The sequence below is a fragment of the Alteromonas sp. KUL106 genome, assembly GCF_009811415.1.
GTDB lineage: Bacteria > Pseudomonadota > Gammaproteobacteria > Enterobacterales > Alteromonadaceae > Alteromonas.
Genome location: NZ_BLIG01000035.1, coordinates 31,734 through 54,011, shown reverse-complemented (window position 1 = coordinate 54,011; position 22,278 = coordinate 31,734). Strand labels below are relative to the sequence as shown.

The window sequence follows — 22,278 nt, the reverse complement described above, 5'->3', positions numbered from 1 at the left end:
TGACGCTGTAGAGATGGAAATGGTTCGCGAGGCAATAGCACAAGACGCCACTGTTTCAGACCGACTTGCCGCACTTGCAGACGTAGACAGAGTCGTCAAAGCCGCCGCAGAGAAGGCGACGTCCGTAGCACTACCAGAAGAAATTGTGGCCCTTTTAAGCGATGAAAGCGAAAGCAGAGTCGAAAATAGAACAATCAATGAAAACGAAGCGCCAGTCTCTGATGTGAATTCAGTCAATGAGGGCGTCGCTGAGCCAAGCGCAAAGAGCTCTTCAACTGAAAATATTACGCCGTTTGTGTCAAAAGCGAATATTTCTCGTGGTAGTTCAGGTACACAAACAACGTGGAGAACACCGTTCGCTATAGCCGCAAGTGTGGCAGTGCTTGCAGGTTTGGTATTGTTCAATCAACAAGGCGCTGATACAACGCAGCCTTCACATTGGGCTAACGTGTCGTCCGTGCTTGACAGCAACCTTACGGGTGAATCAACCACGTTTGAGTCTGGGGTTACGGTTACCCCCCAGTTGTCTTTTTTAAACACGGACTTTAACTATTGCCGACAGGCGAAAATAGCATCACAAGATGAGCTGAATGTAATGATTGCATGTAAAGACAGCCAAGGCTCATGGATGCTTGCCGCGAGCAAATTGGACGAGTTAGGCGGAAATACAGGTGAATATCAAACCGCGAGTAGCGCTAAATTATTAGAAGATGAGTTGAATAAAATGATGGCCTCTGCGCCGTTAAATCGAGAACAAGAGCAAAATGCAATTGAAGCAACTTGGCTAGCTGAAAAAGCCGAAGGAGTAAACGATGAAAACTAAGATTATGTTAGTACTTGCAGTTTTAATTATGGCGGGCTGTGCGAGTCAACCCGACTATAGACAGGCTGAAAAAGGTGGCTTTGGTTACACCGAAACGAAGTTAAGCGATACGCAATATCGCGTGCATTTCAAAGCGAAGGGATCGGATAAACCTAAAGCGATGGATTACGCCATGTTGCGCGCTGCCGAGCTTACGCTGTTAGAAGGTTACGATTGGTTCGTCGTCACCGACCGCGAAACCTTAGTAGACAAAGAAACGGTTCAAACTACGCCTACAGCGGGGTTTAGCCAGCGTTACGCACGCGTAACTGACTGTGGTGTGCTTACTTGCCGTACATCGTATCACCCTACTACCCAGTTCGAGACCGGTGTATTTGTAGGCGGTTCTCAACAAAGTGAAATCGAGAGTATTTTAAACATTGAATTGGGTAAAGGTACTCGCCCCACGTCGGCAACCAGTTTTGATGCAAGGGAAGTGCGTGAAAACCTTCAGCCGAAGATAGATGAATAGACGATTACGGGCTAGGTAAGGCTGTGCGCAGCGCTGTCTGACAGTCTTGCTGCAGCGCTAGACCTGAGTGCGTATGGAGCTAAGCACTAAATAGGGCCACAACATCACGTTGTGGCCCTTTTTAATTGTGTCTAAGCAAACAGCGTCTATTAAAAAGACGGCCTTTGCATTCGCACGCTAAGGTGGATACGCGCGATTAATTGAAGTATTCGTTCACTTCTTTTTCAGCTTCATCGCGCGTTTTACCGTACTCTTGCTGAATCTTACCTACTAACTCTTCACGGCGACCGTCGATCACATCTAGGTCGTCATCGGTAAGCTTGCCCCACTTCTGCTGCACCTTACCTTTCATTTCTTTCCAATTACCTTCAATACGATCACTGTTCATAATTTGCTCTCCTTATCTAAACAATTGGTTGAGAAAACTGGCAAAAAAAGTAGCCAGCTATATTAAGTGAAGCAAATGCTGTTCCTTGATATAAGTTTATGATAATTATAGTTTATATTGATTTTTAATCTAAAATGAAGCGCCTTTTTATACAAGATTTACACGCTTTTGCAAACACTACAGAGCTGTGTGTGAGTCGTTACGTGAGTGATTGTGCAAACGCTTCACTGTCCAGCCTCTTTTCTATTTTATGCTGATCTTCACTACGACCTTTTTTCCAATAGCTACTAATATAAATATTCTTGTGCGCAACCGCTTTTTCATCTCTAAGCCATGCCCTTATCGCTCGCATATCAGAGAACTCGCAGGCTACCCAAATCGCAGGTATGCCTTCCAACCAAGTCAGTTGAGTAAGACGAAAAGGTAACGGTTGTTCATGTTCCCATATCACTGTCACTCCATCAGGTTTTTTAAGTGCAACCGCGTCTTGTTTATCTTCAATTTGGATTACCGCATAACCTCTGACATGCAAAGGAAGCTCTGCAAGGTGATTTCTAATACTGGGAAGTGCTGTCATGTCGCCCGCTAGCAGTACCCAATCATAATCTTCACTTAACCCTTTACTTGAGCCCGGGCCTGCCAGTGTAATTATGTCACCAGGTTTAGCACTGGTAGCCCATGCTGAAGCGGGCCCTGTTTTTCCATCGTGGGCATGAATGACCATATCGAGAGTCATCTCAGCTGTATCAGCATTAAAGTGGGAAACCGTGTAAGTGCGCATGGCGACTTCACTCATATCGGTGGGTTGGCTAAGCGGATTTCCGAATTTATCGAACATAAGCTTTACGTAAGCGCCTGCAGATACGGCAGGAAAAGCGCGAAGATCTTCACCACCTAAAACAATACGCTGCATAGTAGGGCTTATACGAACGGACTGTATAACAACAGCTTGGCGAGGTTGTGGTCTAGACATTAGCTTCTCCTTGGAAATTTAATCAATATTTTATATGATAATGGTTATCATTTATATTTCTTAAGGTGGAATGATAAGGTTTGTTTTGTTCTACTTTTCAGATTGAACGGTGGATGATGCTAGAGGAGCGCATCAATTGGCCAGATTTATAGAGGATACGTGCTGAAAGTCGCACTTTAATAGAAAAGAGCAGGCAAAAGAAAAGGGGCTAAAAGCCCCTTAAAAACCACAACATAACTTGGAAAACACATTTACACACCACAAAGACGCACACTCAACGACTTTATGTATAAGTTAAGATAGCCTAATTCAAAAAAGGTTCCGTTTTTTTAAAAATAAAAGGTAAAAATTTAAATACCTTTGCATTTAGCTGTTTCAAAACCCGTTAAGATCTTGTTATACCATTAATCCGCATAGCTAATAGCCCACTCAGAAGGTGCCGGTAAGTTTCCTGGCGAAGCGTAGGAATGCAGGAGTGGCTGTTGCCTTTCAAATTCCCAGATGAAGCTTGCCAGACCTTCCCGTAGGGCGAGTTTAAAATGTCCGTACTCTTTGTTGTGTCACCTTGATATATAACCACTATACCTACAGTAACACGCCGCGATTACGAACATTTTAACTCTCGCTGAATGGGTAATTATCTATGCGGACTGGTATTATTGCTTTCACACGTTAGTTTGATTTCTTGTGTTGTCTCAGCGTTATATATGTCGTACATGCTGTAATAGCAATCAGCAATGCCGCCGTAGCGAAGGGTAAGGCGATGTCAAACTGATATATCAACGCGGCGAGTGGAGGCCCTATAATATAGCCCATCGCTGTTGTTGCTGTTATCAACCCTGTTATCGATGACTGCTGAGCGGGAGTGCAATAGGTGGTGGCGGCAGCTGCTAAAGAAGGGTAAGCCATACCCATGCCCAAACCCATGAATGTCATTGCAGTATAAAGAATGAATAGCGAACCCTGCAGGAATAGCAACAGATAGGCCAAGCCGAGAAGCGGTAACGAAAGCATGATCATTGTCTCTTTACTAACACGACCTTTTTGAACCCATCCAAATTGTGCAGTGAGTGATGCTGCCGCACTCACCATCATGGCAAACCCAACTTGTCTCGCAGCTTGCACAGGCGTGTAGTGATAAAAATCAATAAAGAAAAAGCCCAGTGTTTGTTGCATCATCGCCATGGCGCAAAAAACGCAAACGCATGCGCCAACAAATATGTAAGGAGTTTTGGTCTTAGATGGGGCGCCAGACTCAATGACTTGCGTTGGATGTTGTTGGGACGGTGGGGGAAGAACCGGCAGCTTGAAATACACGAGTGCCAATGCCAACAAGGTGAGTATAACAATACTATACAAAGGAGCGAGCAAGCCGAAGCCCACCAATAAACCCGCATAGGCAGGGCCAATAATCTGCCCTACATTGCTCGCCGATGTGACTTTACTTATTGCGCCTACTCGCCCCTGCGCAGAACTTATTGCAACCGCATAGCCCACCGCTGACGGAGGCGTTGCTGACATAATAGTGGACTGCATGCTGCGACTAATTAGCAGGGCCAAGAATAGGTTGGTTCCACTAATAATACCGGAAAAGCCCGCCATCCAAGCGCTTGCAAAGGCCAACGTACCTAAGCTATAACCAGTCAAGCCCACCATAAGAATGCGTTTGAACCCGGCACGCTTAGCTATTTTGCTCCACACATTTGTACCTATGGCGAAGATAAGCGCAGAGCTAGACATGATGGTAGCAATATGAAATTCAGAGAGACTGGCCTGTCTTCCTAGGGAAGGAAGTGTAGTGAGCATAACACTTTGGCCAATAGACGTAGCGAGCAATGCACAAAAAAGAATTCTGAATACGATGGTCGTGGAAGAAGGCGAAAGCACGCAATGAACTCTTCTAGTAGGTGATGGAGACATAATCGATCTTATCATAAAGGAAGATAAAAAAATGCCCGCCAAAGGCGGGCCAAAATCAGAGGTATGTAAAGGCCGGGATGGGCCTTTGAGGGGAGAGGAATGTCGTCGGGTGACAACTCACTAATAACATCGACGACATTACCAGTGTCCTCACTATGGTCTCGCTGAAGCAACACACAGGTACGTTCAACGAATCCAAATAGGGTCAACAATCCTTTGCTGCACGAGACATCACTGTCAGTGCTTGCGATGTAGGTACTCGGTGCCTGTTTGCAATCCTTATGAAACAAGGCCTTTGCATCCTGCGAGTTTAATTAGGGTGTCTTTTCCCTAACCTCATCATCGACCAGCAGTTTAACGAATCTTCACCAGTCATCCTTAAGTTTAAATACTGATGTGTCCTTTCTTCCTTGGCGACCACTCCATGTACTTCCTGTGTCGTCACCTTCAGTATCATCAACCTGCGCAGTTTGGCCTCTCCGTCGCTAAAGCTATCCTAGCTACAAGCTGCACTCTGTTGTTATCCGTTAGTCTAATGTATGCTGCATTTGTGCCATAGTTTTATTGTTGCTAATAAAATATTTTAAATTATTGATTTTATTGGGTTATATTCTATTTCCGGGCTTGTGGGTAAGAGGGAGGATTCTGTGAGGGAGAACGGGGCATGTAGTTTTTTCCCATTAGTGTGTATCAAATTACAAACATTTAATTATGGCGGTTTTATCTCTGCCGGTTTCTTTCGCTTCGTAAAGTGCTCTATCCGTATCTTCTAAAATAGCAGTCGTACTTTGCGGTGAGTTAACGACCTTAAGCCCTGCAGAAAATGTTAGTTTGATCTCCTCGCATAGCTGGTGGGTAGAAGCCGTTTTCAGCATCTGACGAAAGCTATCGAGTTGTTCATAAATTTGGTGTTCATCAGTACCGTGAAAGATAAACAGGAACTCTTCACCACCTAACCTACCCATATCGACGTGATTAGGAAAACGCTGTCGCGCAGTGTGAGCGAAAAGACGCAATGCATCATCTCCCATTTTATGACCATATTTGTCGTTTATAGATTTAAAGAAGTCGATGTCCAACATGACAACGCAGAATTTTTGGTCGGTGTTTTCAATATTTTTCAGACAGCCATCTAGCAGTTCCAGAATTTTAGCTCTGTTGTAAAAACGGGTTAATCCATCGGTAGTGGCAAGCCGTTCAAGTCTTGTCTGGTATCGCGCGCGCTTGACGTAGAGTATAAATAGTAGGGCGCTTAGTATGAGAAATAAGCCTGTGATCACTGCTAGTAAGACGTTGCGCTGCTGGTTCAGTGCAATTTTGTCCGCTTGTAAATTTGTTATTGCTTTTAAATCGCTATTTTCAGCTTCAACTTCATCTAACTCATAAAGTGTACGTAATATTTGTATCCTAGACTTATCTAGTGATTCTGTTATCGCCTCATTTAATGCAATATATTGCTTCAGTCCATCAATAGTGGCCTGCTTGTCGCCAGAGGCCTCTAGAATAGTAAGTTTGAGGTAGGCTGCTTCAAGATGGGGGAAGCCTACTTCAGTATTCTCTATTACTGTTTCCGCAAGTTTCACCTTTTCTAACGCTTGTGCTTTATCCCCATTAGCGAGAGCGAGACGAGAAAGTGCGATAAGCGAATCAAAATAGATACTTTTAGACTCTAAATTGCGTGCAAGGCTGGCTGCTTCCTCAAATAACAAATGCGCGGTGTTAGTTGTCTTTACTGTGTTTTCTTGGCCTAACAACATTTTTCCTTTCCCAATGAGTGCGCTGGTTAGAAGGGGGAAATCGTTATTTTTTCGCGCAATATTTATGGCCGTATCATAAAACTCCATGGCGGCAGTGAAGTTTGAGAGCCCTGACTCTACACGAGCAAGCTTTTCAGCCAAATGACTTTGGTTAACACTGTTTTTCTTTTTAACGGCAAATTCATAGGCTTCATTGAGATAACTTTTGGCTTCAGCAAATCTAGATTGTTGTAAAAAGATAGCACCGATCAAACCCGCAATATGGGAAGGGGGAACTTGAGTCTTAAACTGTGTCGCTAAATCGTAAGCTGACAGGTAGTTATTAAGGGCAAGCTTTGGCTCCTTAATATTTTCGAACGCAGCGCCTAGCGTCATTAAGGCACCAATATTTAATTGGATCACGCCATGGTTCATAGACCATTGTTTTATCGTGTTGAGAATGCCAATTGCCTCTTCAATATCACCAGTATTTGAAAGTATTTTGGCTTTGAGCAATTTAGCGCGCTGCTGCATAAGGGCACTCGTATTGGCATCATCAATACAGCGTTCTACTAGAGTAAGTGCCTCTCCATATTCACCTCGTTTTTCTTTTCCCAAAGCATACAGGTATAACCATTCATGCCGCTTGGCAGAGGATTGATTCGAGTCAAGAAGCGACTTTAATCGGGCCATTTCTTTCTCAGGTGATCGATGAAGGGCTTTTATACCGGCTATAACGTCATCGTTCGGTGCTGGATTTATTAGGTTTGTTTTGGGGAATGCAGGCTTTAACGCAAAAAAAGTAATTAATAAACTTGTGACAAAAAGTCCAGTTTTAGTCATACCGCCATGTGCCTTTTGCAGCGAAACTCCATTCCCTCAACTATAGACGCTATTTTCGAGCTTCGACAATATTGAAACAACTTTCTTGCTGTGAGGTGTTCAACCAACATTATGCACAGAAAAACGGAGGGTGATTTTTTTGAATACAAAGAAGGCACTACAGTTAAAAACTTGTATGGCCCCTATTGATTTGAAAGCACGGTAAAGATAGGCAATCACTAAAGCGTACCGGGCCTCTCTGCCTATTCACTAGCGCTAGACAGCTTTGTACGTTAAGAGGAATAACTGAATTTAAAAGAAGCTCGACTCAGCTAAAGCTCAAACTCAAACTCACGTAGTGGCGTTAGGTGAAGTACGTTAACCTAACGCCACAAGTATTAATCTTATTCTGTCGCTCACCAAGAGCCGTACATTGGGTTTGGCAGAATAAAAATCTCTGTGCCCACTCGCGGCATGAGCGATTCAACGTTGGCGGATTCTTGGGTTACGCCGCCCACATCTTCAATGTTGTCACCAATTTGCATGATAATAGTGTGAGGCACTGCCCATGTAGACGTGGCGTCTTTAGACGTATTTGAACATGCGATCTTGCCCTGGGTAAGCTGCATTCTGCGCAAGTCTTTGTCATTGACCATACCTTCTAAGCCCACTGCTTTTTTATCTTCAGCAGTGCGGCCAACTACACAGGTATTACTGGTGTTAAGCGGTAAACCTTGTGCCAAAAGATTGTTCCACGTGTGCTTATCCAGTGCTTTATCGCGATTGGTAATCAGCGCCACCTTACCATTTCGTGCAACAACTTCCTCAATAAAGGCGGCTACACCTGGCACCAGTGTGGCTTCTTCACGTTTTACCCAATCAGCCCAGCTTTGTGAAGAATATCCCAAGCCGACACTTTCACGTTCTTTTTGATAGGTGCTGTTGTCTAGCACGGTTTCATCAACATCCATGACTACAACGTTGCCATCAGCAAAGCGCGTTGGCAGCGCGGCAATAGCCTGATTGTACACAAAGCTCGAGAGGACGGGATATTCTTTGCTGCTAGTTTGGTATGTCACGGCAGTTGACAGAGTGTGTGATTTTGCGCCAGCAAGCGGGGTTGATGGCGTAGATGAGCACGCCGCTATAGCGGATAATGCAGCGCCTATGCACACTGTTTTGCTGATGTAAGAGAGCTTGTTAAGAGATAACAATGTTATTTTCCTTTTATCATTTCTTTTGCCTACCGGTTTAAACACCCAAATAATGACTGAATTTATCGATGAACTGGGCCTGATAATTCAGCAATAGCGTCGTGTGCATGCAGACTTTCTTGATGTTCTACTTTTACACGAAAATAGGTCGCTTGGTAATATGTGCTGAACGCTTCATGCAGTCGCCTTATCGATTCTTAAAAAACATGAGGTTTTCAGTATGGGTTCTAGCGCCATTCGGCCTACCCCATAACGCAGCAGGCGTTATTTTTCAGGTTTAAACTTGCTGGTACTATGCAAAATCTAACAAGTCAGTACCGAAGAAGTTATCGATGACACAGCGCCATTCACCACTTGCATCCCTCTGCATGACGTAAACGGCCCGTTTTCCCTCGCACGGTAATGCGTTGGGTGTGGCTTTGGGAACGAGGTAGAGTTTGGCAACCACTAGCGCTATGTCACCGGCTTGTATAACCCGTTCATCCCCAGTAGTGACAAAATGATCGGGCATAAATTTCTTTTGAAATTTGAGTAGTGCGTCAACGCAGTCGCGCTGAGAGGCCTGATCTTTTGTTGTACTGGACATAGGAGTCGCTATTACTTTTGCATCGCAAGCATAATATTGAGCTAAAGCGTCTTGGTCGCCGCGGTTTACTGCGTCGTGCAACTGTTGTAACACGTGAGATATTGGATTGTTCATGGCTGTCGTTCCGTTTTTACCGCAAGACGAGCCAATAAAAAACCCGCCTTTGCGGCGGGTTTAGTGTATTTTATTTACGCACTAGCTAACCCGCCCATTCCTTAGAATAGCGAGAATAATAATCAGCGCAGATGCTGAATAAGCAGTATGTATATTGCTGTTTAGAGACATAGTGATTAAAAACAATGTGCTGCTAGTGAGTAATTAGTGGCCTGAGTATCCTGCGCATAAAAGAGAAAGTCAATGGGTTTTCCGGGTGAAGCAGGTGTTCCACGTTGGCTGAATGAATAGCGGTAAAATTGGGATTTGGTGCTAGGCTAAGCTTCAAATAGCGTTATGCGAATAATCGAGCCCTGCTTCATACAGTCATAAATAAAGTTGGAGTTTGACCCTTGGAGTTACTTTATAGCTGGTTGACGGCCTTTGATGCGTTGTCGATGTCAACGGCACTGTTGCTCGTTGTTATGTCTTTTTTTACTTCGATGATGACAGCAACACTGGGCATTGGTGGCGGAGTGTTATTGCTGGCGGTAATGGCCGGCACTTTGCCGGTAAGCGCGCTGATCCCGGTGCACGGGCTAGTACAGCTAGGTTCAAACGGTAACCGTGCCCTAATGACGGCAAAGCATATTGACTGGACCATGCTAAGGTACTTTTCTTTAGGTGCCATCGTTGGGGCTTTCCTGGCGTCATTTATTGTCGTGCAGCTGCCGCTGGTTATTATTCAATTTGCAGTTGCCGCATTTATTTTATTTCTAGTGTGGGGGAGCAAACCCAAAGCACAAGAAATGAAGCCCGCAGGTAGGGCATTAGCGGGCTTAGTGACCACGTTAGTTTCAATGTTTGTAGGGGCAACCGGGCCTTTGGTCGCAGCTTTCGTTCACCGAAATAATTACAGAAAAATGCAGATAACCGCTACGTTTGCCAGCTGTATGACATTTCAACACGGGCTTAAAGCGTTCGTTTTTACCTTCGTGGGTTTTTCTTTCGCACAGTGGGCGGGCCTTGTCATTATCATGATTGCCAGCGGTGCTCTAGGCACATTCTTTGGGTTGAAGGCGTTAAAGCGGATCCCTGCTGAAAAATTTATGCTGACGTTCAAAATTGTGGTGACACTGTTAGCGCTGCGTCTACTGTGGCAGGCGAGTGCGTCTTTGATGTAAAAAAGGCACTCTTTTTTACTTCAGAGTGCCTTCCAGGGAGACGTATTTTAGAATTTAGCGCGAAGTTGAACGCCAAAGTAACGGTCGGCGTCCCGTGGTATCTGGTAACGGAAATTATCGCCGCTGTAGGTTGTAACAAAACTCTCGTCCGTCAGGTTTTTACCTATTAAGCTAATACGATATGCGTCATCGTTGAAAGAAAATGCCACGCTCGCGTTCACTATGGCGTAGTCAGGCAGCACGGCAGGGTCATTTTCGGTCGCAAATGCTCCTGGTGCACCGGCAAACATCTCGTCGGTGTAAACATATGAACCGTTGAAAATAACGTCCATATTGTCAAATTCCAAGAAGTATTCCCCTACTACTGAATACTTAAGGTCAGGAGAGAAAGGTAAATCTGCGCCTGCACCACCCACACAATCCACATCAGGGCAGTTAAATTTGTCTACTTCAGCGTCTACTTTTGATAACCCACCAGTCAGTGAGAAGTTATCGTTGACTTGCCACATAAAGTCGAATTCATAGCCTTCAGTTATTACAGAACCTGCATTTGTTAATCGGGAAATGGTTACGCCATCTAATAGTTCAGAATTATTGGCCTGAAATCCGTCTATCTCGGTTCTAAAAATTGCTGCATTAAATACGATGTTACTGGCTGCGTATTTATAACCAAGTTCATAGGCATCTGAGGACTCTTTTCCAATAGGCAAGGTGTCTGTATCTGACATATTGTAAAACACGTTGAACGCAGGGCCCTTATAGCCTTGTGAAAAAGTAAAGTAAGCCATGCTGTTGTCGGTTAGGTCGTATTGAACCCCAAGTTTTCCAGAAAGATCTGTCTCACTTGTCTTCCCACTGTAGTCAGTTTCAAATCCGCGCACGCCAACACCTGTGCGTTTGAACTGATCATTGCTGCGACGGTCATGGGAATAGCTTACTTCATCATCGGTGTAACGGAGGCCAAACAGTAAGCGAAAATCTTCAGTAAAGTGGTACTTACCGTCGGCGAAAAGCGCCCAGTTATCAAATTGCGTTTCCATGAAAGCTGTGGCGCTCACAATGTCATTTGAGTTACATGACAAACCTTCGCTAGCAATGAATTCATCAACCTGTTCAGACGTTGGATTTTCTACGCCAAGTGTATCTGTTAAATAAGCGCTAATAGCTGCTGGAAATTGGCCTGCGTTATTTTGGCAGCTTGCATCACGAGTAAAGTTACGTTCAGATTTTTGCGTCCACCAGAATGCGCCAACTTGATAATCAAAATCATTGCCAAGAGGGGAGGCAATTCTTATTTCCTGCGATGTCTGTTTCCAGTTTTGAGCACCTATATCATGAAGTTGAAACGGTTCGCCAAATACTGGAAAAGGCCTTGTACCAGCGATAGAAGTGAAATCACCCTCGCGGAACTCGGTATTATCCCAACTTCTATAGGCGGTAATTGAGGTCAGCTCATGGTCGCCTAGCATGGTATCAACCTGCATAGAGAAACCTGTTGTTTCGTCGAGCGTTCGCGTTTCAAAGTCATGATCTATCAAACGCTGTGATAAATCCAAATCACCCGTACCGGTACTATTAGGTACAGCTTCTGAGTTCGGATTACGGCCACTTGGTGAGAGCTCTAAATCAGCACAACAGCTGTCATCCGACTTCATGTTTTCGAAAATAAGAAGTATGTCGGTGTCGTTGCTGGCTTCAATATTCAGCTTAGCGCGCACGCCTTCTTTGTCGTATCCATTGGTATCTTCATTGGTGTAAACGTTTTTAATATATCCATCAAATGCAGACTTCAAAACGGTGAGACTGCCGCTTACGTTATCAGTAAGACCACCAGAAACACGGGTTCTTAGGCGATACTCGTTGTCTTGGAAAAGCGATACTTCTGCAACACCTTCAAATTCGTCTGATGGGCGCTTAGTCGTAATATTAACAACACCAGCAGACGCATTTTTACCAAATAATGTGCCTTGTGGACCGCGAAGAACTTCAATGCGCTCAAGATCATAAAGATCAACAAATGCCTGACCGGAACGACCCATAACCACACCATCTACCACAGTGGATACGCTAGGTTCAGCAGCAACACTAAAAGAAATAGTACCTATGCCGCGAACGGTAATGGCGGAGTTTCGAGTTGTGTTGCCCTTTCGAAAACTTACTGATGGCACTAATGCTTGCAAGCTTTCTATATTATTGGCGAATGCGGAATTTATCTGATCTTCTCTCAAGACTGAAACAGCAACAGGCACTTCATTTAGCCTTTCAACACGTTTCTGTGATGTAACGGTGATCTGTTCAATGAGGTTTTTTTCTTTTTCTTTGCTAACTTCCTGTGCATGTGCTGCTGCGCTTAGACCTACGCAAGTAGTAAGTGCAAGCGCTTGAATTATACCTTTGTGTATACGGCTATAGTTCAATGACATGATGTTCTCCGCTGTTGTATTTGTTGTGTTCAAGTCATGTGTAAGTGTGGTCAATCGAGACAGTTAAGCAGGGTGTTTGTCTCTATCTGATATCTTATATAAGACATTGGATAGACAAAATTTAACCAGAAAGTAAATTAAATGCAACGCATTTGTTAAATTTAAAGGAGTGATTTATGCCAGAGTTTATCTATTATTAATAAAAACAGATAAATAGCTAGTTTTTTCAAGGCTTGAATAGTCGTAATAATTTGCTTTTATAATCGTGAGTAACAGGAATAAAGTTGCTTTAAGAGAAACAATAGTAATATCTTATGATGTCTTATATATGACTAAAGGGTGGGTACATTATGACGGATACGTTTTATTTAAAATACGCGACGAGATTTATGGCTTGCGTTGTCACCCTATTTTTTATGAATTCTAGCCTTGCAAGAAATCATATAGATACTCAAAGGCCTGATGCCCCGGCTCTGTCTGCATATGGAAAATATGCAGTCGGCGTAAAAACACTACACTTCACGTTTACCGATCACGTTGATGTTTTACAATTATTAGAAATAAAGGATAAACCTTTAGAGCTGCCTCGTAAGGACCGTCAATTAGTTGTTGAACTCTGGTATCCGGCTGATCATGAAGGTATTGAAGACATTCCGCCGGAAAATCGCGTTTTAAATGCGTACCTTAGGGATGGGAAAACCCAAGTAGAATTATTTGGAAACGCTGTGCGCGATGCCATTGCAGTGAATTCAGACACGCCGTTTCCTCTAGTAATAGTGTCTCATGGGTATCCAGGAAACCGTTATCTCCTCGCTCACTTAGCGGAAAACATCGCCTCTAAAGGCTATATTGTCGCATCGATAGATCACACCGACTCAACGTACAGAACGAAAGCGGCGTTTGCGTCCACACTCTACAATAGACCGATTGACCAAATCTTAGTATTGGATCAAATCGAAAAACTGTCTCACGATGAGAATTCATTTTTAAACGGTAACGTTGATACACGCAACACGGCGATAGTTGGGTATTCAATGGGAGGATACGGCGCGGTCGTAAATGCAGGCGCAACGTTGTCAGAGGCCGCTATAAAAAGCCCCGTAGCACCGCCTTTCGAGTTGCTAAAAATTTATCAAAAACAGAGCCAACGTGGGGTAGATAGTCGAATAAAAACGGTAATTGCGTTCGCGCCTTGGGGAATGAATTACGGTGTATTTACCGCAGATACAATGGCTGAAGTAAAAGTGCCAATTTTGTTTGTTGCTGGTTCTCAAGATGATGTATCCGGTTATGAAAATGGCGTGAAGGCAATGTGGAAAAGTGCTGTGCATGTTGATAGAGCGCTCTTGACATATGAAAACGCAAATCACAACGCTGGTGCGGTGATGCCTGCACCTGAAGAAGCTTTTTTCTTCGATAAAGACTTAGGTATCAACGTGAGCGAACATTATATCGATGCTGTGTGGGATAACACGAGAATGAATAATATAGCGCAGCATTTTGCTACGGCTTGGCTTGCCAAATACCTTAAAAGCCAGGATACATCAGAATATTTAGATTTAGTGCCCTCCTCAAATGACGGGGTTTGGGCGCTTGATGACGAAGGCAATTCACGTGCTCAGCATACCTATTGGAAAGGATTTAAAAATAGGACAGCAAAGGGGCTAAAGTTCGAAGTCCTCCAAGCCAAGTAGGCTTATTAGCTTGTAGAGTGGGGCTTACTTACGGCCCCACACTTAAATTCTGCATTGGTTCACAATAGACTGCCGAAAACTTAAAAACGATAGTTTAACGACAGATGCCACTCCCGCCCAGCGCCAGGCACGCGTTCACCTACTTCAATATCGGCATTCATTACACGATTAATGCCGGCTGTGTGTGGGGCGTATTGTTTGTCGAGCAGGTTATGAATAGTTGCCGTAACCTGAAGATTTGAGTGCGCATTGTCAAAAAGTGTTAAAAGCCCCGTAATGTGTACTAACCCATAGCCAGCAGTAGGTGCTTCATTCTGCAGTGCTGAAACGTGGTTTTGTGCGCCAGCTAATTCAGATGTAAGCTGCATATGAAGCGGCGCATCAAATACTTGCGTATTCCATTGAATTGTTGTTGTTAACTGTTCTGGAGCAATGCGGAACAAAGCATCATCAATGTCATCACGGTTACCATGCTGAATGGTTGCTACGGCTCGCACACTTAAGTTTTCACTAAGCTGACCTTGCACCGTCATGTCGGCACCCTTGATAACAGCATCGGTATTTGTCCACTGAAACGGTTCAGTACCAGTCATCATAGAAGACACCATGTTCGCCGCCATATTCGTACTAGGTGAGCCGGTGATGTAATCCTCAATGTCTTGATAGAAAAATCGGGGTGATATGGTCCAATTCCCATAGGTGTAATCAACCCCCACATCTAATTTGCGCGCGGTCTCATTGTCTAATTCAAGGTTGCCGATGTAATTAAATCCGTCGGCCATGCCGCCCGAGATGCCAAGCGGTAGCCAGGTGTAGCGCTCGAAATAGGTAGGGGCACGATTTTTCTGAGAAATGCCAAGTACGATATCGAGCGAGTCGTTCGCATGGTATCGCGTGGTAGCGGCGATATCTAACATGCTGTAGTTTTTGTCGCGGTCGCCAGCGTTGAAGTTGTTTACAAGCGTTGCAATAGCAGGGTTCATCATCACCATATTAGAACCCGCTTCTCCGGCATCCATGCTAACCCGGGTGTATCGCGTACCTAGCGTAGACGAATAGGCTTCTTTGTTTATTGTCCATTGGGCATAAATACTCGCGGTATCTCTTTCTGCATTAGTAAAATTATTTACAAAGAGCATACCGTTATTAGGGTTAGTAATAACAGAGTTATTCCGGGTGTGGTGTAGGTAAGCGCCCAATTCTAGCTCGCTACTATCTAATGGCATAACGTATTTTGCATCCAGCCCTTGAGCGACAGCGTCAGCGTTGTTCTCTCGCGCCATGCTCTCAGACATTATCATGCGCTGGGAAAAGTTATCCATGGCATGTTGATTACTGTTGCCAAACCAATTCATAGCAAAGTACTCAGCTTCCCCGGCGTTATAGCGATAACCGACTCGATACCATGCTGCATCGATAAAACCTATATCCATAGCTAAGGCCGGTGTGCCGCTTTCATTCGTATTTAGCTGTTGATAGCTAGCATCGAATTGGTGTTTTCCCCATTCATAGCCAAGTCTAAATTTACCGCCATTTCGCTGATAATAGCTGTTAGGTATAACGGTGTTATCACTAGACTCTCGTTTGTCACGCTGCTGATGCATAAACGCGCCGCTAAAGAAAGCTTGGTCCGTTTTGTAAAGTACATTGCCCTGATATTGTTGACCGCTACCCGGGTTTATTAAGCTGGCATTTACACTGCCAGTAATACCGCTTTCTAAAGCAAAAAGGGATGTCGCATCGGCGTTAATACGCAGTTTGCCGCCTAGCGTTTGTACGCCAGCATTCACCGGTACGATACCGCGATATAAAGTCACGGTAAGGCCTGGTTCTGGCAAAACGTGGGATAATGGCGAGTCCATTGAATTAGGACCAGCGCCAGCGATGTCAACGCCGTCAACGGATACACCCACTCTATCACCAAACAGCCCTCGGTATTGAATAAGGCCTGTAACCGGGCCGTTTCGGGAAACGGATACGCCCGGTAATTGCGCTAACTGATCGCCAAAGTCAGCGTCTATGTTGGCTGTGGCAGTCACCGCTTCTCGCTCCATTTCTTTCACATTATTATCAAGCGAAGAGCCAATCACAGTAATCACTTCTGTCGAAGCGCTATCAATGAACTCAGATGTGTTTGCATAAACCTGTGCAGACGTGCAGGCTGCAGAAACAGCGAATGCCAGTAAAGAATACTTCATAACAATTCCATTAAATAAACGAACTATGTGCACGGTTAAACCATGCGTGTTAAGTGTGTTTTTAGGTTTTGTTATGCAATTGGTGGGGCGCGGCCTAGCGGGGCGGCAAAGGCAAACAATGTGTAGGGCGCTGCTGCAAGGCGAGACGCTAAGGCGCGATAGCGCACAAGGGAAAGCACCGTCGTTGGATCTACCGGGACATTGTCAATGTGCGGAAGGTCTGCCAGCGTACCGTTGGTACAATCTACGTGCTCAACAGATGCTTTAAGTAGCTCTGGGCTTATAAATACAAACTCACCTTCAAGCTCTGTTGCACTTACCGATATATAGCGCATGGTTTTGCCAGTACAGATAAGCTCAATGTCATCGCCCACGAACCCACGAGCATTCTGCATAGTATGCGAAGCAAGGCCTAGTGCTAATGCATTTTGCAAAAGCATACAAAGGCAGAGTGTTAAGGCTGTCAGGTGTTTAATCGACATTGTTTATCTTTTTACGTTGCGCATTGTTATCATAGCGTGCGTTGGATGGATATTTCCATATTTTAATTAAGTTCTTTAATACCGGCCTTTTTAAGCTTTCGGTAAAGCGTGCGGGTACTTACGCCTAGTGCGGCTGCGAGGCTATTTATATCGCCTTTAAAGGAGCTTGCTACCTGAGTTATGTAAGTCTCTTCTACTTCGCCGAGAGTCATAATACCCTTGCTAAGATTAATCCCGCTTGTTGTTAGTGGCTCTTCCTCATAGTTACTCACCATTGAAGCGTGGCCCTCACCGGTGAAATCGTCTAAAACGGGCAAGTCCGACTCGTAGATTATTGTCTCATCGGCAAGTAATACAGCTTGGTCAACGATGTTGCGCAACTCGCGAATATTACCCGGAAAGGCGTAACTGCTTAATTTTTCGAGGGCTTTTTTATGGAAACGCTTTTTCTCGTGGGACTGGGCTAAAAAATGCGTTGCAATCAGTGCAATATCTGACTTTCTCTCTCGTAAGGACGGAAGGCTGATAGGGAAGCCAGCTATTCGATAGTAAAGGTCACGCCTGAATTCCCCCTTTTCTACCATTTGCTTTAAATTTTTATGCGATGCACACACCAATCGAAAATTGGCCTTCTTGGAGACCACGCTTCCCACAGGGCGGTAAGTTTGGGTTTCAAAAAGCCTTAGCAGCTTCACCTGCATGACAAGGGGAATATCGCCTACTTCGTCAAAAAATAAGGTTCCACCCTCAGCCGCTTCTACTAGTCCTTTTTTGTTAGTGGTCGCGCCGGTAAACGCGCCTTTTTCATAGCCAAATAACTCACTTTCAAGCAACGCATCAGACAATCCGGTACATTCAATCACAACGAAGGGTTTTTCAGCGCGATGGCTACTTGAGTGCAGAGCCTGAGACACCAGTTCTTTCCCGGTTCCGGTTTCGCCATACAGTAAAACGGATATATCTGAGTTCGCAGCGCGGTTAATTTTATTCAGCATCATTTTAAATGCTTCTGACTCGCCAATCATTTTTCCAGCAGAGGGGCGGTTAGACGCAAAGGCAAGCTTATCTAGAATCTCCAGATAACCTATTAAATCCCCGTGACCGTCGAAGATAGGTCGCATCAGAATGTCGCAGTAGCTTTGGCCCTCGCTGGTGGTATGGATATGCACCACACTTGCTGTCCGGCCCGACTTTTTACTCTCCTGCATAGGGCACTGCTCGCCGCATTGGTCACAGGGCTTATTGTTTCGGTGAGATACCTGATAACAGGTGCTATAACCAAGCTTGATATCGACAGGGTAAGTATTTCTGTAAGGCGCATTGACCGCCTCAATAATGTAGTCTTGATTGATGAAAATAGCGGGCTTGTCTATTGCATCTATCATTGCTTGTACAATTGATATGTTCATTGTCAGCGTATTAGTTAATGCTACTTTTATCCTGCCAACTTAACATATTGGCATAGGGCTTGTTCATTGTTTTAGTTGAATCACAATGCCTGAGAGCTAATACGTCCGTCAATAGGAGAGTTACACAATGAAAAAACGCATCTTTTTAATTGCGTTGGGGTTAGCCGTAAGCACCGGATGCCCTCTTGCTAATGCACAAAACAATGAGCCAGCTGACAGCGAAGTGCAAACAAAAGTGAAGCAGGCAAGAGTCCACGCTAAAGCCCTTGGTGGAGCGCTTAAATCTAGGCTAAAACAGGCAATTCAGTCTGGCGGTTTGGAAGCGGGTGTAGAAGAGTGCAAGTTGGCCGCCGAGCCTATCGCCGAGGGGCTTAGCCAAAATGGCTGGGCAGTAGGACGTACTGCGCTCAAAGTGAGAAACCCGAATAACGCGCCAGACGAGTGGGAGCGCGAGCAACTAGCGCTTTTCGCCTCTCTATTGGAAAAGACTAAGCTAGAGGATAAACAGCCGTCTACGCCTATAGATACCTATAAGTATGACAGTGACAGTGGCGAATTCCGGTACATGATGGCTATTCAACAAGGTCAAGTTTGCATGGCTTGCCACGGCGCCCAAGTTTCACCTTCAGTGAAAGAAACCATTTTAAAACATTACCCTGAGGATGAGGCCACTGGGTTTGAACTTGGTGAATTGCGCGGCGCGTTTACGCTGACCTATTCGCCGCAGTAACTTAAGTTAATATTTTATCAGCTGAAGCGAAAGCTCTATTCTCAACCATTTTAAACCACACTACGACGTTCCCGCCTTCTCTTTATTTGTGTCAATTCTGTCACTGACAATGACAAAATTGGCGCAAGCTTGATGTTAGATCCTTGCGATGGATCAAAGTGCGCAACTTTTCGCCATGGAATAATTGTCCTGCACAGTACGAATAGACTGCCATTCATCGGTTGTTGGTTCAGATTAACGAGAAATATGATGTATGGCACAAACCATGCTCTAGCTGTGTTGAATGTTCATGTGATAACCACTGAATAACCAATAAATTTATTTAAGGTCAAGCGCTTATCGCGCAAAAGAGACAAGGGAGATAACCCATGAGCGATACGTTAATAGAACTATCGCGGTGGCAATTTGCATTAACTGCAATGTTCCACTTTATTTTTGTACCCTTAACACTAGGGCTAAGCTTTCTACTTGCCATCATGGAGTCGGTCTATGTAATGACAGGTAAAGAGATATACAAGCAAATGACCCAGTTTTGGGGAAAGTTGTTTGGTATTAACTTTGCCATTGGGGTCGCCACAGGCTTAACCATGGAGTTCCAGTTCGGTATGAACTGGTCATATTATTCTCATTATGTCGGCGATATCTTTGGTGCGCCGCTGGCTATTGAAGGGCTAATGGCGTTCTTTTTAGAATCGACTTTCGTCGGCCTGTTTTTCTTTGGCTGGGACAAAATGTCTAAGGTGAAGCACCTTATGGCTACTTGGCTGGTTGCCATAGGTTCTAACTTCTCAGCGCTTTGGATTCTAATCGCTAATGGCTGGATGCAGTACCCAGTAGGCGCTGAATTCAACTTTGAAGCTATGCGTATGGAAATGACCAGCTTCGCAGACGTTATTTTTAATCCGGTAGCACAGGTTAAGTTCGTTCATACGGTTTCAGCAGGCTACGTGACCGGTGCCATGTTTGTATTGGCAATTTCTAGCTACTACTTACTTAATCACAAGCATATTGCGTTTGCCCGCCGTTCATTTGCGATTGCAGCAAGCTTTGGCTTAGCGGCAACCCTGTCAGTGATTGTTTTAGGTGACGAAAGTGGCTATGAACTTGGTGACGTGCAAAAAGTGAAATTAGCTGCAGTTGAAGCTGAATACGAAACCCACCCTGCGCCAGCACCCTTCACTGTTTTTGGTATACCTAACGATGAAAAAGAAGAAACCGAATACGCCCTTCAAATTCCCTGGGCAATGGGCATTATCGCAACACGCTCGTTAACCGAAGAAGTGAAAGGTATTAAGGATCTTAAAGAAGAGAATCGCGAGCGTATTTTAAGCGGCATCAAAGCTTATGAAGTGCTCAATGACGTAAGAAATGGTACGGCGACAGCTGAGCAACGCGCTGCATTTGAGGCAAATAAAGACAGTCTTGGCTACGCTATGCTGCTTGAACCCTATACTGACGATGTTTCAAACCCATCAGAAACCGCAATTCAACAAGCTGTTGACTACAGCATTCCTCCGGTGGCCCCGCTATTTTGGAGTTTCCGAATCATGGTTGCCGCAGGCTTTATTATGCTTGCTCTGTTCTTGTGTGCATTTTATTACAGCACAAAACATAAAATCACCAAGCCTCGCTGGCTACTAAGAGGCGCTCTCTATGGTTTGCCACTTCCTTGGGTGGCCTGTGAAGCAGGCTGGTTCGTTGCTGAATATGGTCGTCAGCCATGGTCTATTGCAGAAGTATTGCCAGTGCATACCTCAGTGTCTAACTTGGCGATTAGCGATGTGGTAACCACGATTGTTGCCTATACCGTCTTCTACACAGCAATGTTCATCATTGGCTTTTACCTAATGAAAAAATTCGCGAAGAAAGGTCCTGTGCCTCCAGAAGATACAAAGACTGAAACTGAGCTTGATCTTATTGACCTTGATGAGCAAGGAGCAAAAGCATGATTGATTATGAACTGTTACGCGTTATTTGGTGGTGCTTAGTTGGCGTGCTGCTAATTGGGTTTGCCGTAACTGACGGCTTCGACTTAGGGGTGGGCGCTTTGCTTACCCTTATCGGGAAAAATGACAAAGAACGTCGTGTGATGATTAACACTGTTGGACCTCACTGGGATGGAAATCAGGTGTGGTTTATTACGGCAGGTGGCGCCATCTTTGCGGCGTGGCCAATGATTTATGCTACCGCGTTTTCCGGTTTTTACCTTGCTTTGGCTTTAACGTTAATTGCCCTATGGATGCGTCCTATTGGTTTTGATTACCGCAGTAAACTGCCAAACCCACAGTGGCGCAAAGCTTGGGACTGGGCGTTATTTGCTGGTGGCATTATTCCGTCGCTCATCTTTGGTGTGGCGTTCGGTAACCTGCTATTAGGTGTGCCTTTCGAGCTAGATAGCACCCTTAAATCAACCTATACAGGTTCGTTCTTTGGTTTGCTAACGCCTTTTGCCTTGGTGAGCGGATTGCTGTCAGTGGCTATTTTACTTAACCACGGTGCAACCTGGCTACAAATGAAAACCGATGGCTTTATTGAAGTTCGTGCCCGTGCGGTGTCGGTAATATTGAGCTTGGTGGGCGTAGCGCTGTTTGTGATTGCTGGTGTGTGGGTGGCATTTGGTTTGGATGGCTTTGTGATTACCTCTGCGGTAGACACTATTGCTACATCTAACCCGCTTAAGAAAGAGGTAGCTATTGAAGCGGGAGCTTGGATGAGTAATTACAGCACATATCCCTTTATGGTGGTAGCGCCTGTATTAGGTGTAGTAGCTGGCCTTGCCTGCGCGTTCTTCTCTAAGAAGGGAAATGCAGGCATGGCGTTTGTGTCAAGCGCACTATTTATCACAGGCGTAATTTTAACAGCGGGCTTCTCAATGTTCCCGTTCTTAATGCCAAGTATCACCATGCCAGAAGCTAGCCTTACGGTATGGGATGCAACGTCTAGCCATATGACCTTAAATGTCATGTTCATCGTTGCCTGCATCTTTGTGCCTATTGTACTGAGCTACACTGCCTATAGTTTTTACGTGATGCGCGGTCGTATCAAAAGCGACGACCTCGACCAATCTCACACTATCTATTAAGGAGATATTT

The 22,278-nt window shown here is 44.8% G+C and carries 18 protein-coding genes; 7 read left to right on the top strand and 11 right to left on the bottom strand.

Annotated elements, in window-relative coordinates:
- Nucleotides 1–13 precede the first annotated feature (13 nt).
- Together GVO63_RS13010 and GVO63_RS13005 are read left to right on the top strand one after the other, a co-directional pair.
- A complete protein-coding gene (locus GVO63_RS13010) occupies nucleotides 14–823 on the top strand; it encodes a DVU3141 family protein (RefSeq protein ID WP_236552142.1) in 810 nt (269 codons plus the stop codon).
- Nucleotides 813–1,334 carry a hypothetical protein gene (locus GVO63_RS13005; protein ID WP_159493936.1) on the top strand — a complete coding sequence of 174 codons (522 nt, stop codon included), beginning with the start codon at nucleotides 813–815 and terminating at the stop codon, nucleotides 1,332–1,334. Before GVO63_RS13010 ends, GVO63_RS13005 begins: the two co-directional genes overlap by 11 nt.
- 196 nt (nucleotides 1,335–1,530) lie before the next feature.
- On the opposite strand, the gene GVO63_RS13000 is transcribed toward GVO63_RS13005, so the two are convergent.
- From GVO63_RS13000 to GVO63_RS12970, 7 genes are all read right to left on the bottom strand, one after another.
- Nucleotides 1,531–1,722: a CsbD family protein gene (locus GVO63_RS13000; RefSeq protein ID WP_136782577.1), complete on the bottom strand. Its 192-nt coding sequence runs from the start codon at nucleotides 1,720–1,722 to the stop codon at nucleotides 1,531–1,533.
- A gap of 199 nt (nucleotides 1,723–1,921) precedes the next feature.
- On the bottom strand, nucleotides 1,922–2,695 hold the full coding sequence (locus GVO63_RS12995; RefSeq protein ID WP_159580414.1) for a siderophore-interacting protein: 774 nt from the start codon (nucleotides 2,693–2,695) through the stop codon (nucleotides 1,922–1,924).
- Between the two features lie 672 nt (nucleotides 2,696–3,367).
- Nucleotides 3,368–4,615, bottom strand: a complete 1,248-nt coding sequence (locus tag GVO63_RS12990; protein ID WP_159580412.1) for an MFS transporter — start codon at nucleotides 4,613–4,615, stop codon at nucleotides 3,368–3,370.
- Between the two features lie 695 nt (nucleotides 4,616–5,310).
- A complete protein-coding gene (locus tag GVO63_RS12985; RefSeq protein WP_159580410.1) occupies nucleotides 5,311–7,194 on the bottom strand; it encodes a tetratricopeptide repeat-containing diguanylate cyclase in 1,884 nt (627 codons plus the stop codon).
- A 395-nt stretch (nucleotides 7,195–7,589) separates the two neighbouring features.
- Nucleotides 7,590–8,387, bottom strand: coding sequence for a 5'-nucleotidase, lipoprotein e(P4) family (locus GVO63_RS12980; RefSeq protein ID WP_159493987.1), 798 nt, complete (start codon nucleotides 8,385–8,387; stop codon nucleotides 7,590–7,592).
- Nucleotides 8,388–8,449: 62 nt separating this feature from the next.
- The gene (locus tag GVO63_RS12975; protein WP_236552141.1) at nucleotides 8,450–8,569 is read right to left on the bottom strand and encodes a hypothetical protein; all 120 of its coding nucleotides are present in this window, start codon (nucleotides 8,567–8,569) and stop codon (nucleotides 8,450–8,452) included.
- Nucleotides 8,570–8,679: 110 nt separating this feature from the next.
- On the bottom strand, nucleotides 8,680–9,087 hold the full coding sequence (locus tag GVO63_RS12970; protein WP_159580408.1) for a nuclear transport factor 2 family protein: 408 nt from the start codon (nucleotides 9,085–9,087) through the stop codon (nucleotides 8,680–8,682).
- 392 nt (nucleotides 9,088–9,479) lie between these two features.
- On the opposite strand from GVO63_RS12970, the gene GVO63_RS12965 reads away from it, so the two are divergent.
- Nucleotides 9,480–10,250 carry a sulfite exporter TauE/SafE family protein gene (locus tag GVO63_RS12965; RefSeq protein ID WP_159493989.1) on the top strand — a complete coding sequence of 257 codons (771 nt, stop codon included), beginning with the start codon at nucleotides 9,480–9,482 and terminating at the stop codon, nucleotides 10,248–10,250.
- A gap of 47 nt (nucleotides 10,251–10,297) precedes the next feature.
- On the opposite strand, the gene GVO63_RS12960 is transcribed toward GVO63_RS12965, so the two are convergent.
- Nucleotides 10,298–12,673, bottom strand: a complete 2,376-nt coding sequence (locus tag GVO63_RS12960; RefSeq protein ID WP_159580406.1) for a TonB-dependent receptor — start codon at nucleotides 12,671–12,673, stop codon at nucleotides 10,298–10,300.
- Between the two features lie 350 nt (nucleotides 12,674–13,023).
- On the opposite strand from GVO63_RS12960, the gene GVO63_RS12955 reads away from it, so the two are divergent.
- Nucleotides 13,024–14,367, top strand: a complete 1,344-nt coding sequence (locus GVO63_RS12955) for a dienelactone hydrolase (protein WP_159580404.1) — start codon at nucleotides 13,024–13,026, stop codon at nucleotides 14,365–14,367.
- An 80-nt stretch (nucleotides 14,368–14,447) separates the two neighbouring features.
- On the opposite strand, the gene GVO63_RS12950 is transcribed toward GVO63_RS12955, so the two are convergent.
- The 3 genes from GVO63_RS12950 to GVO63_RS12940 all read right to left on the bottom strand — a co-directional run bounded on the left by GVO63_RS12950 (nucleotide 14,448) and on the right by GVO63_RS12940 (nucleotide 18,432).
- Nucleotides 14,448–16,565 carry a TonB-dependent siderophore receptor gene (locus GVO63_RS12950; protein WP_159580402.1) on the bottom strand — a complete coding sequence of 706 codons (2,118 nt, stop codon included), beginning with the start codon at nucleotides 16,563–16,565 and terminating at the stop codon, nucleotides 14,448–14,450.
- Nucleotides 16,566–16,636: 71 nt separating this feature from the next.
- On the bottom strand, nucleotides 16,637–17,047 hold the full coding sequence (locus GVO63_RS12945) for a hypothetical protein (protein ID WP_159580400.1): 411 nt from the start codon (nucleotides 17,045–17,047) through the stop codon (nucleotides 16,637–16,639).
- A 62-nt stretch (nucleotides 17,048–17,109) separates the two neighbouring features.
- Entirely contained in the window at nucleotides 17,110–18,432 is a 1,323-nt protein-coding gene (locus GVO63_RS12940; RefSeq protein WP_159580424.1) for a sigma-54-dependent Fis family transcriptional regulator, read from the bottom strand.
- Between the two features lie 151 nt (nucleotides 18,433–18,583).
- Between GVO63_RS12940 and GVO63_RS12935 the strand changes: the two genes are divergently transcribed.
- From GVO63_RS12935 to cydB, 3 genes are all read left to right on the top strand, one after another.
- Nucleotides 18,584–19,186, top strand: a complete 603-nt coding sequence (locus GVO63_RS12935) for a DUF3365 domain-containing protein (RefSeq protein ID WP_159580398.1) — start codon at nucleotides 18,584–18,586, stop codon at nucleotides 19,184–19,186.
- Nucleotides 19,187–19,554: 368 nt separating this feature from the next.
- Nucleotides 19,555–21,135, top strand: a complete 1,581-nt coding sequence (locus GVO63_RS12930; protein ID WP_159580396.1) for a cytochrome ubiquinol oxidase subunit I — start codon at nucleotides 19,555–19,557, stop codon at nucleotides 21,133–21,135.
- Nucleotides 21,132–22,268: a cytochrome d ubiquinol oxidase subunit II gene (cydB, locus tag GVO63_RS12925; protein WP_159580394.1), complete on the top strand. Its 1,137-nt coding sequence runs from the start codon at nucleotides 21,132–21,134 to the stop codon at nucleotides 22,266–22,268. The genes GVO63_RS12930 and cydB overlap by 4 nt, the downstream gene beginning before the upstream one ends.
- The last annotated feature ends 10 nt before the right edge of the window (nucleotides 22,269–22,278 follow it).

Coding starts and splice junctions, on each gene's coding strand:
- GVO63_RS13010 (WP_236552142.1), top strand. CDS start 14: ATGGAAATGGTTCGCGAGGCAATAGCACAAGACGCCACTGTTTCAGAC.
- GVO63_RS13005 (WP_159493936.1), top strand. CDS start 813: ATGAAAACTAAGATTATGTTAGTACTTGCAGTTTTAATTATGGCGGGC.
- GVO63_RS13000 (WP_136782577.1), bottom strand. CDS start 1,722: ATGAACAGTGATCGTATTGAAGGTAATTGGAAAGAAATGAAAGGTAAG.
- GVO63_RS12995 (WP_159580414.1), bottom strand. CDS start 2,695: ATGTCTAGACCACAACCTCGCCAAGCTGTTGTTATACAGTCCGTTCGT.
- GVO63_RS12990 (WP_159580412.1), bottom strand. CDS start 4,615: ATGTCTCCATCACCTACTAGAAGAGTTCATTGCGTGCTTTCGCCTTCT.
- GVO63_RS12985 (WP_159580410.1), bottom strand. CDS start 7,194: ATGACTAAAACTGGACTTTTTGTCACAAGTTTATTAATTACTTTTTTT.
- GVO63_RS12970 (WP_159580408.1), bottom strand. CDS start 9,087: ATGAACAATCCAATATCTCACGTGTTACAACAGTTGCACGACGCAGTA.
- GVO63_RS12960 (WP_159580406.1), bottom strand. CDS start 12,673: ATGTCATTGAACTATAGCCGTATACACAAAGGTATAATTCAAGCGCTT.
- GVO63_RS12955 (WP_159580404.1), top strand. CDS start 13,024: ATGACGGATACGTTTTATTTAAAATACGCGACGAGATTTATGGCTTGC.
- GVO63_RS12950 (WP_159580402.1), bottom strand. CDS start 16,565: ATGAAGTATTCTTTACTGGCATTCGCTGTTTCTGCAGCCTGCACGTCT.
- GVO63_RS12945 (WP_159580400.1), bottom strand. CDS start 17,047: ATGTCGATTAAACACCTGACAGCCTTAACACTCTGCCTTTGTATGCTT.
- GVO63_RS12940 (WP_159580424.1), bottom strand. CDS start 18,432: ATGATAGATGCAATAGACAAGCCCGCTATTTTCATCAATCAAGACTAC.
- GVO63_RS12935 (WP_159580398.1), top strand. CDS start 18,584: ATGAAAAAACGCATCTTTTTAATTGCGTTGGGGTTAGCCGTAAGCACC.
- GVO63_RS12930 (WP_159580396.1), top strand. CDS start 19,555: ATGAGCGATACGTTAATAGAACTATCGCGGTGGCAATTTGCATTAACT.
- cydB (WP_159580394.1), top strand. CDS start 21,132: ATGATTGATTATGAACTGTTACGCGTTATTTGGTGGTGCTTAGTTGGC.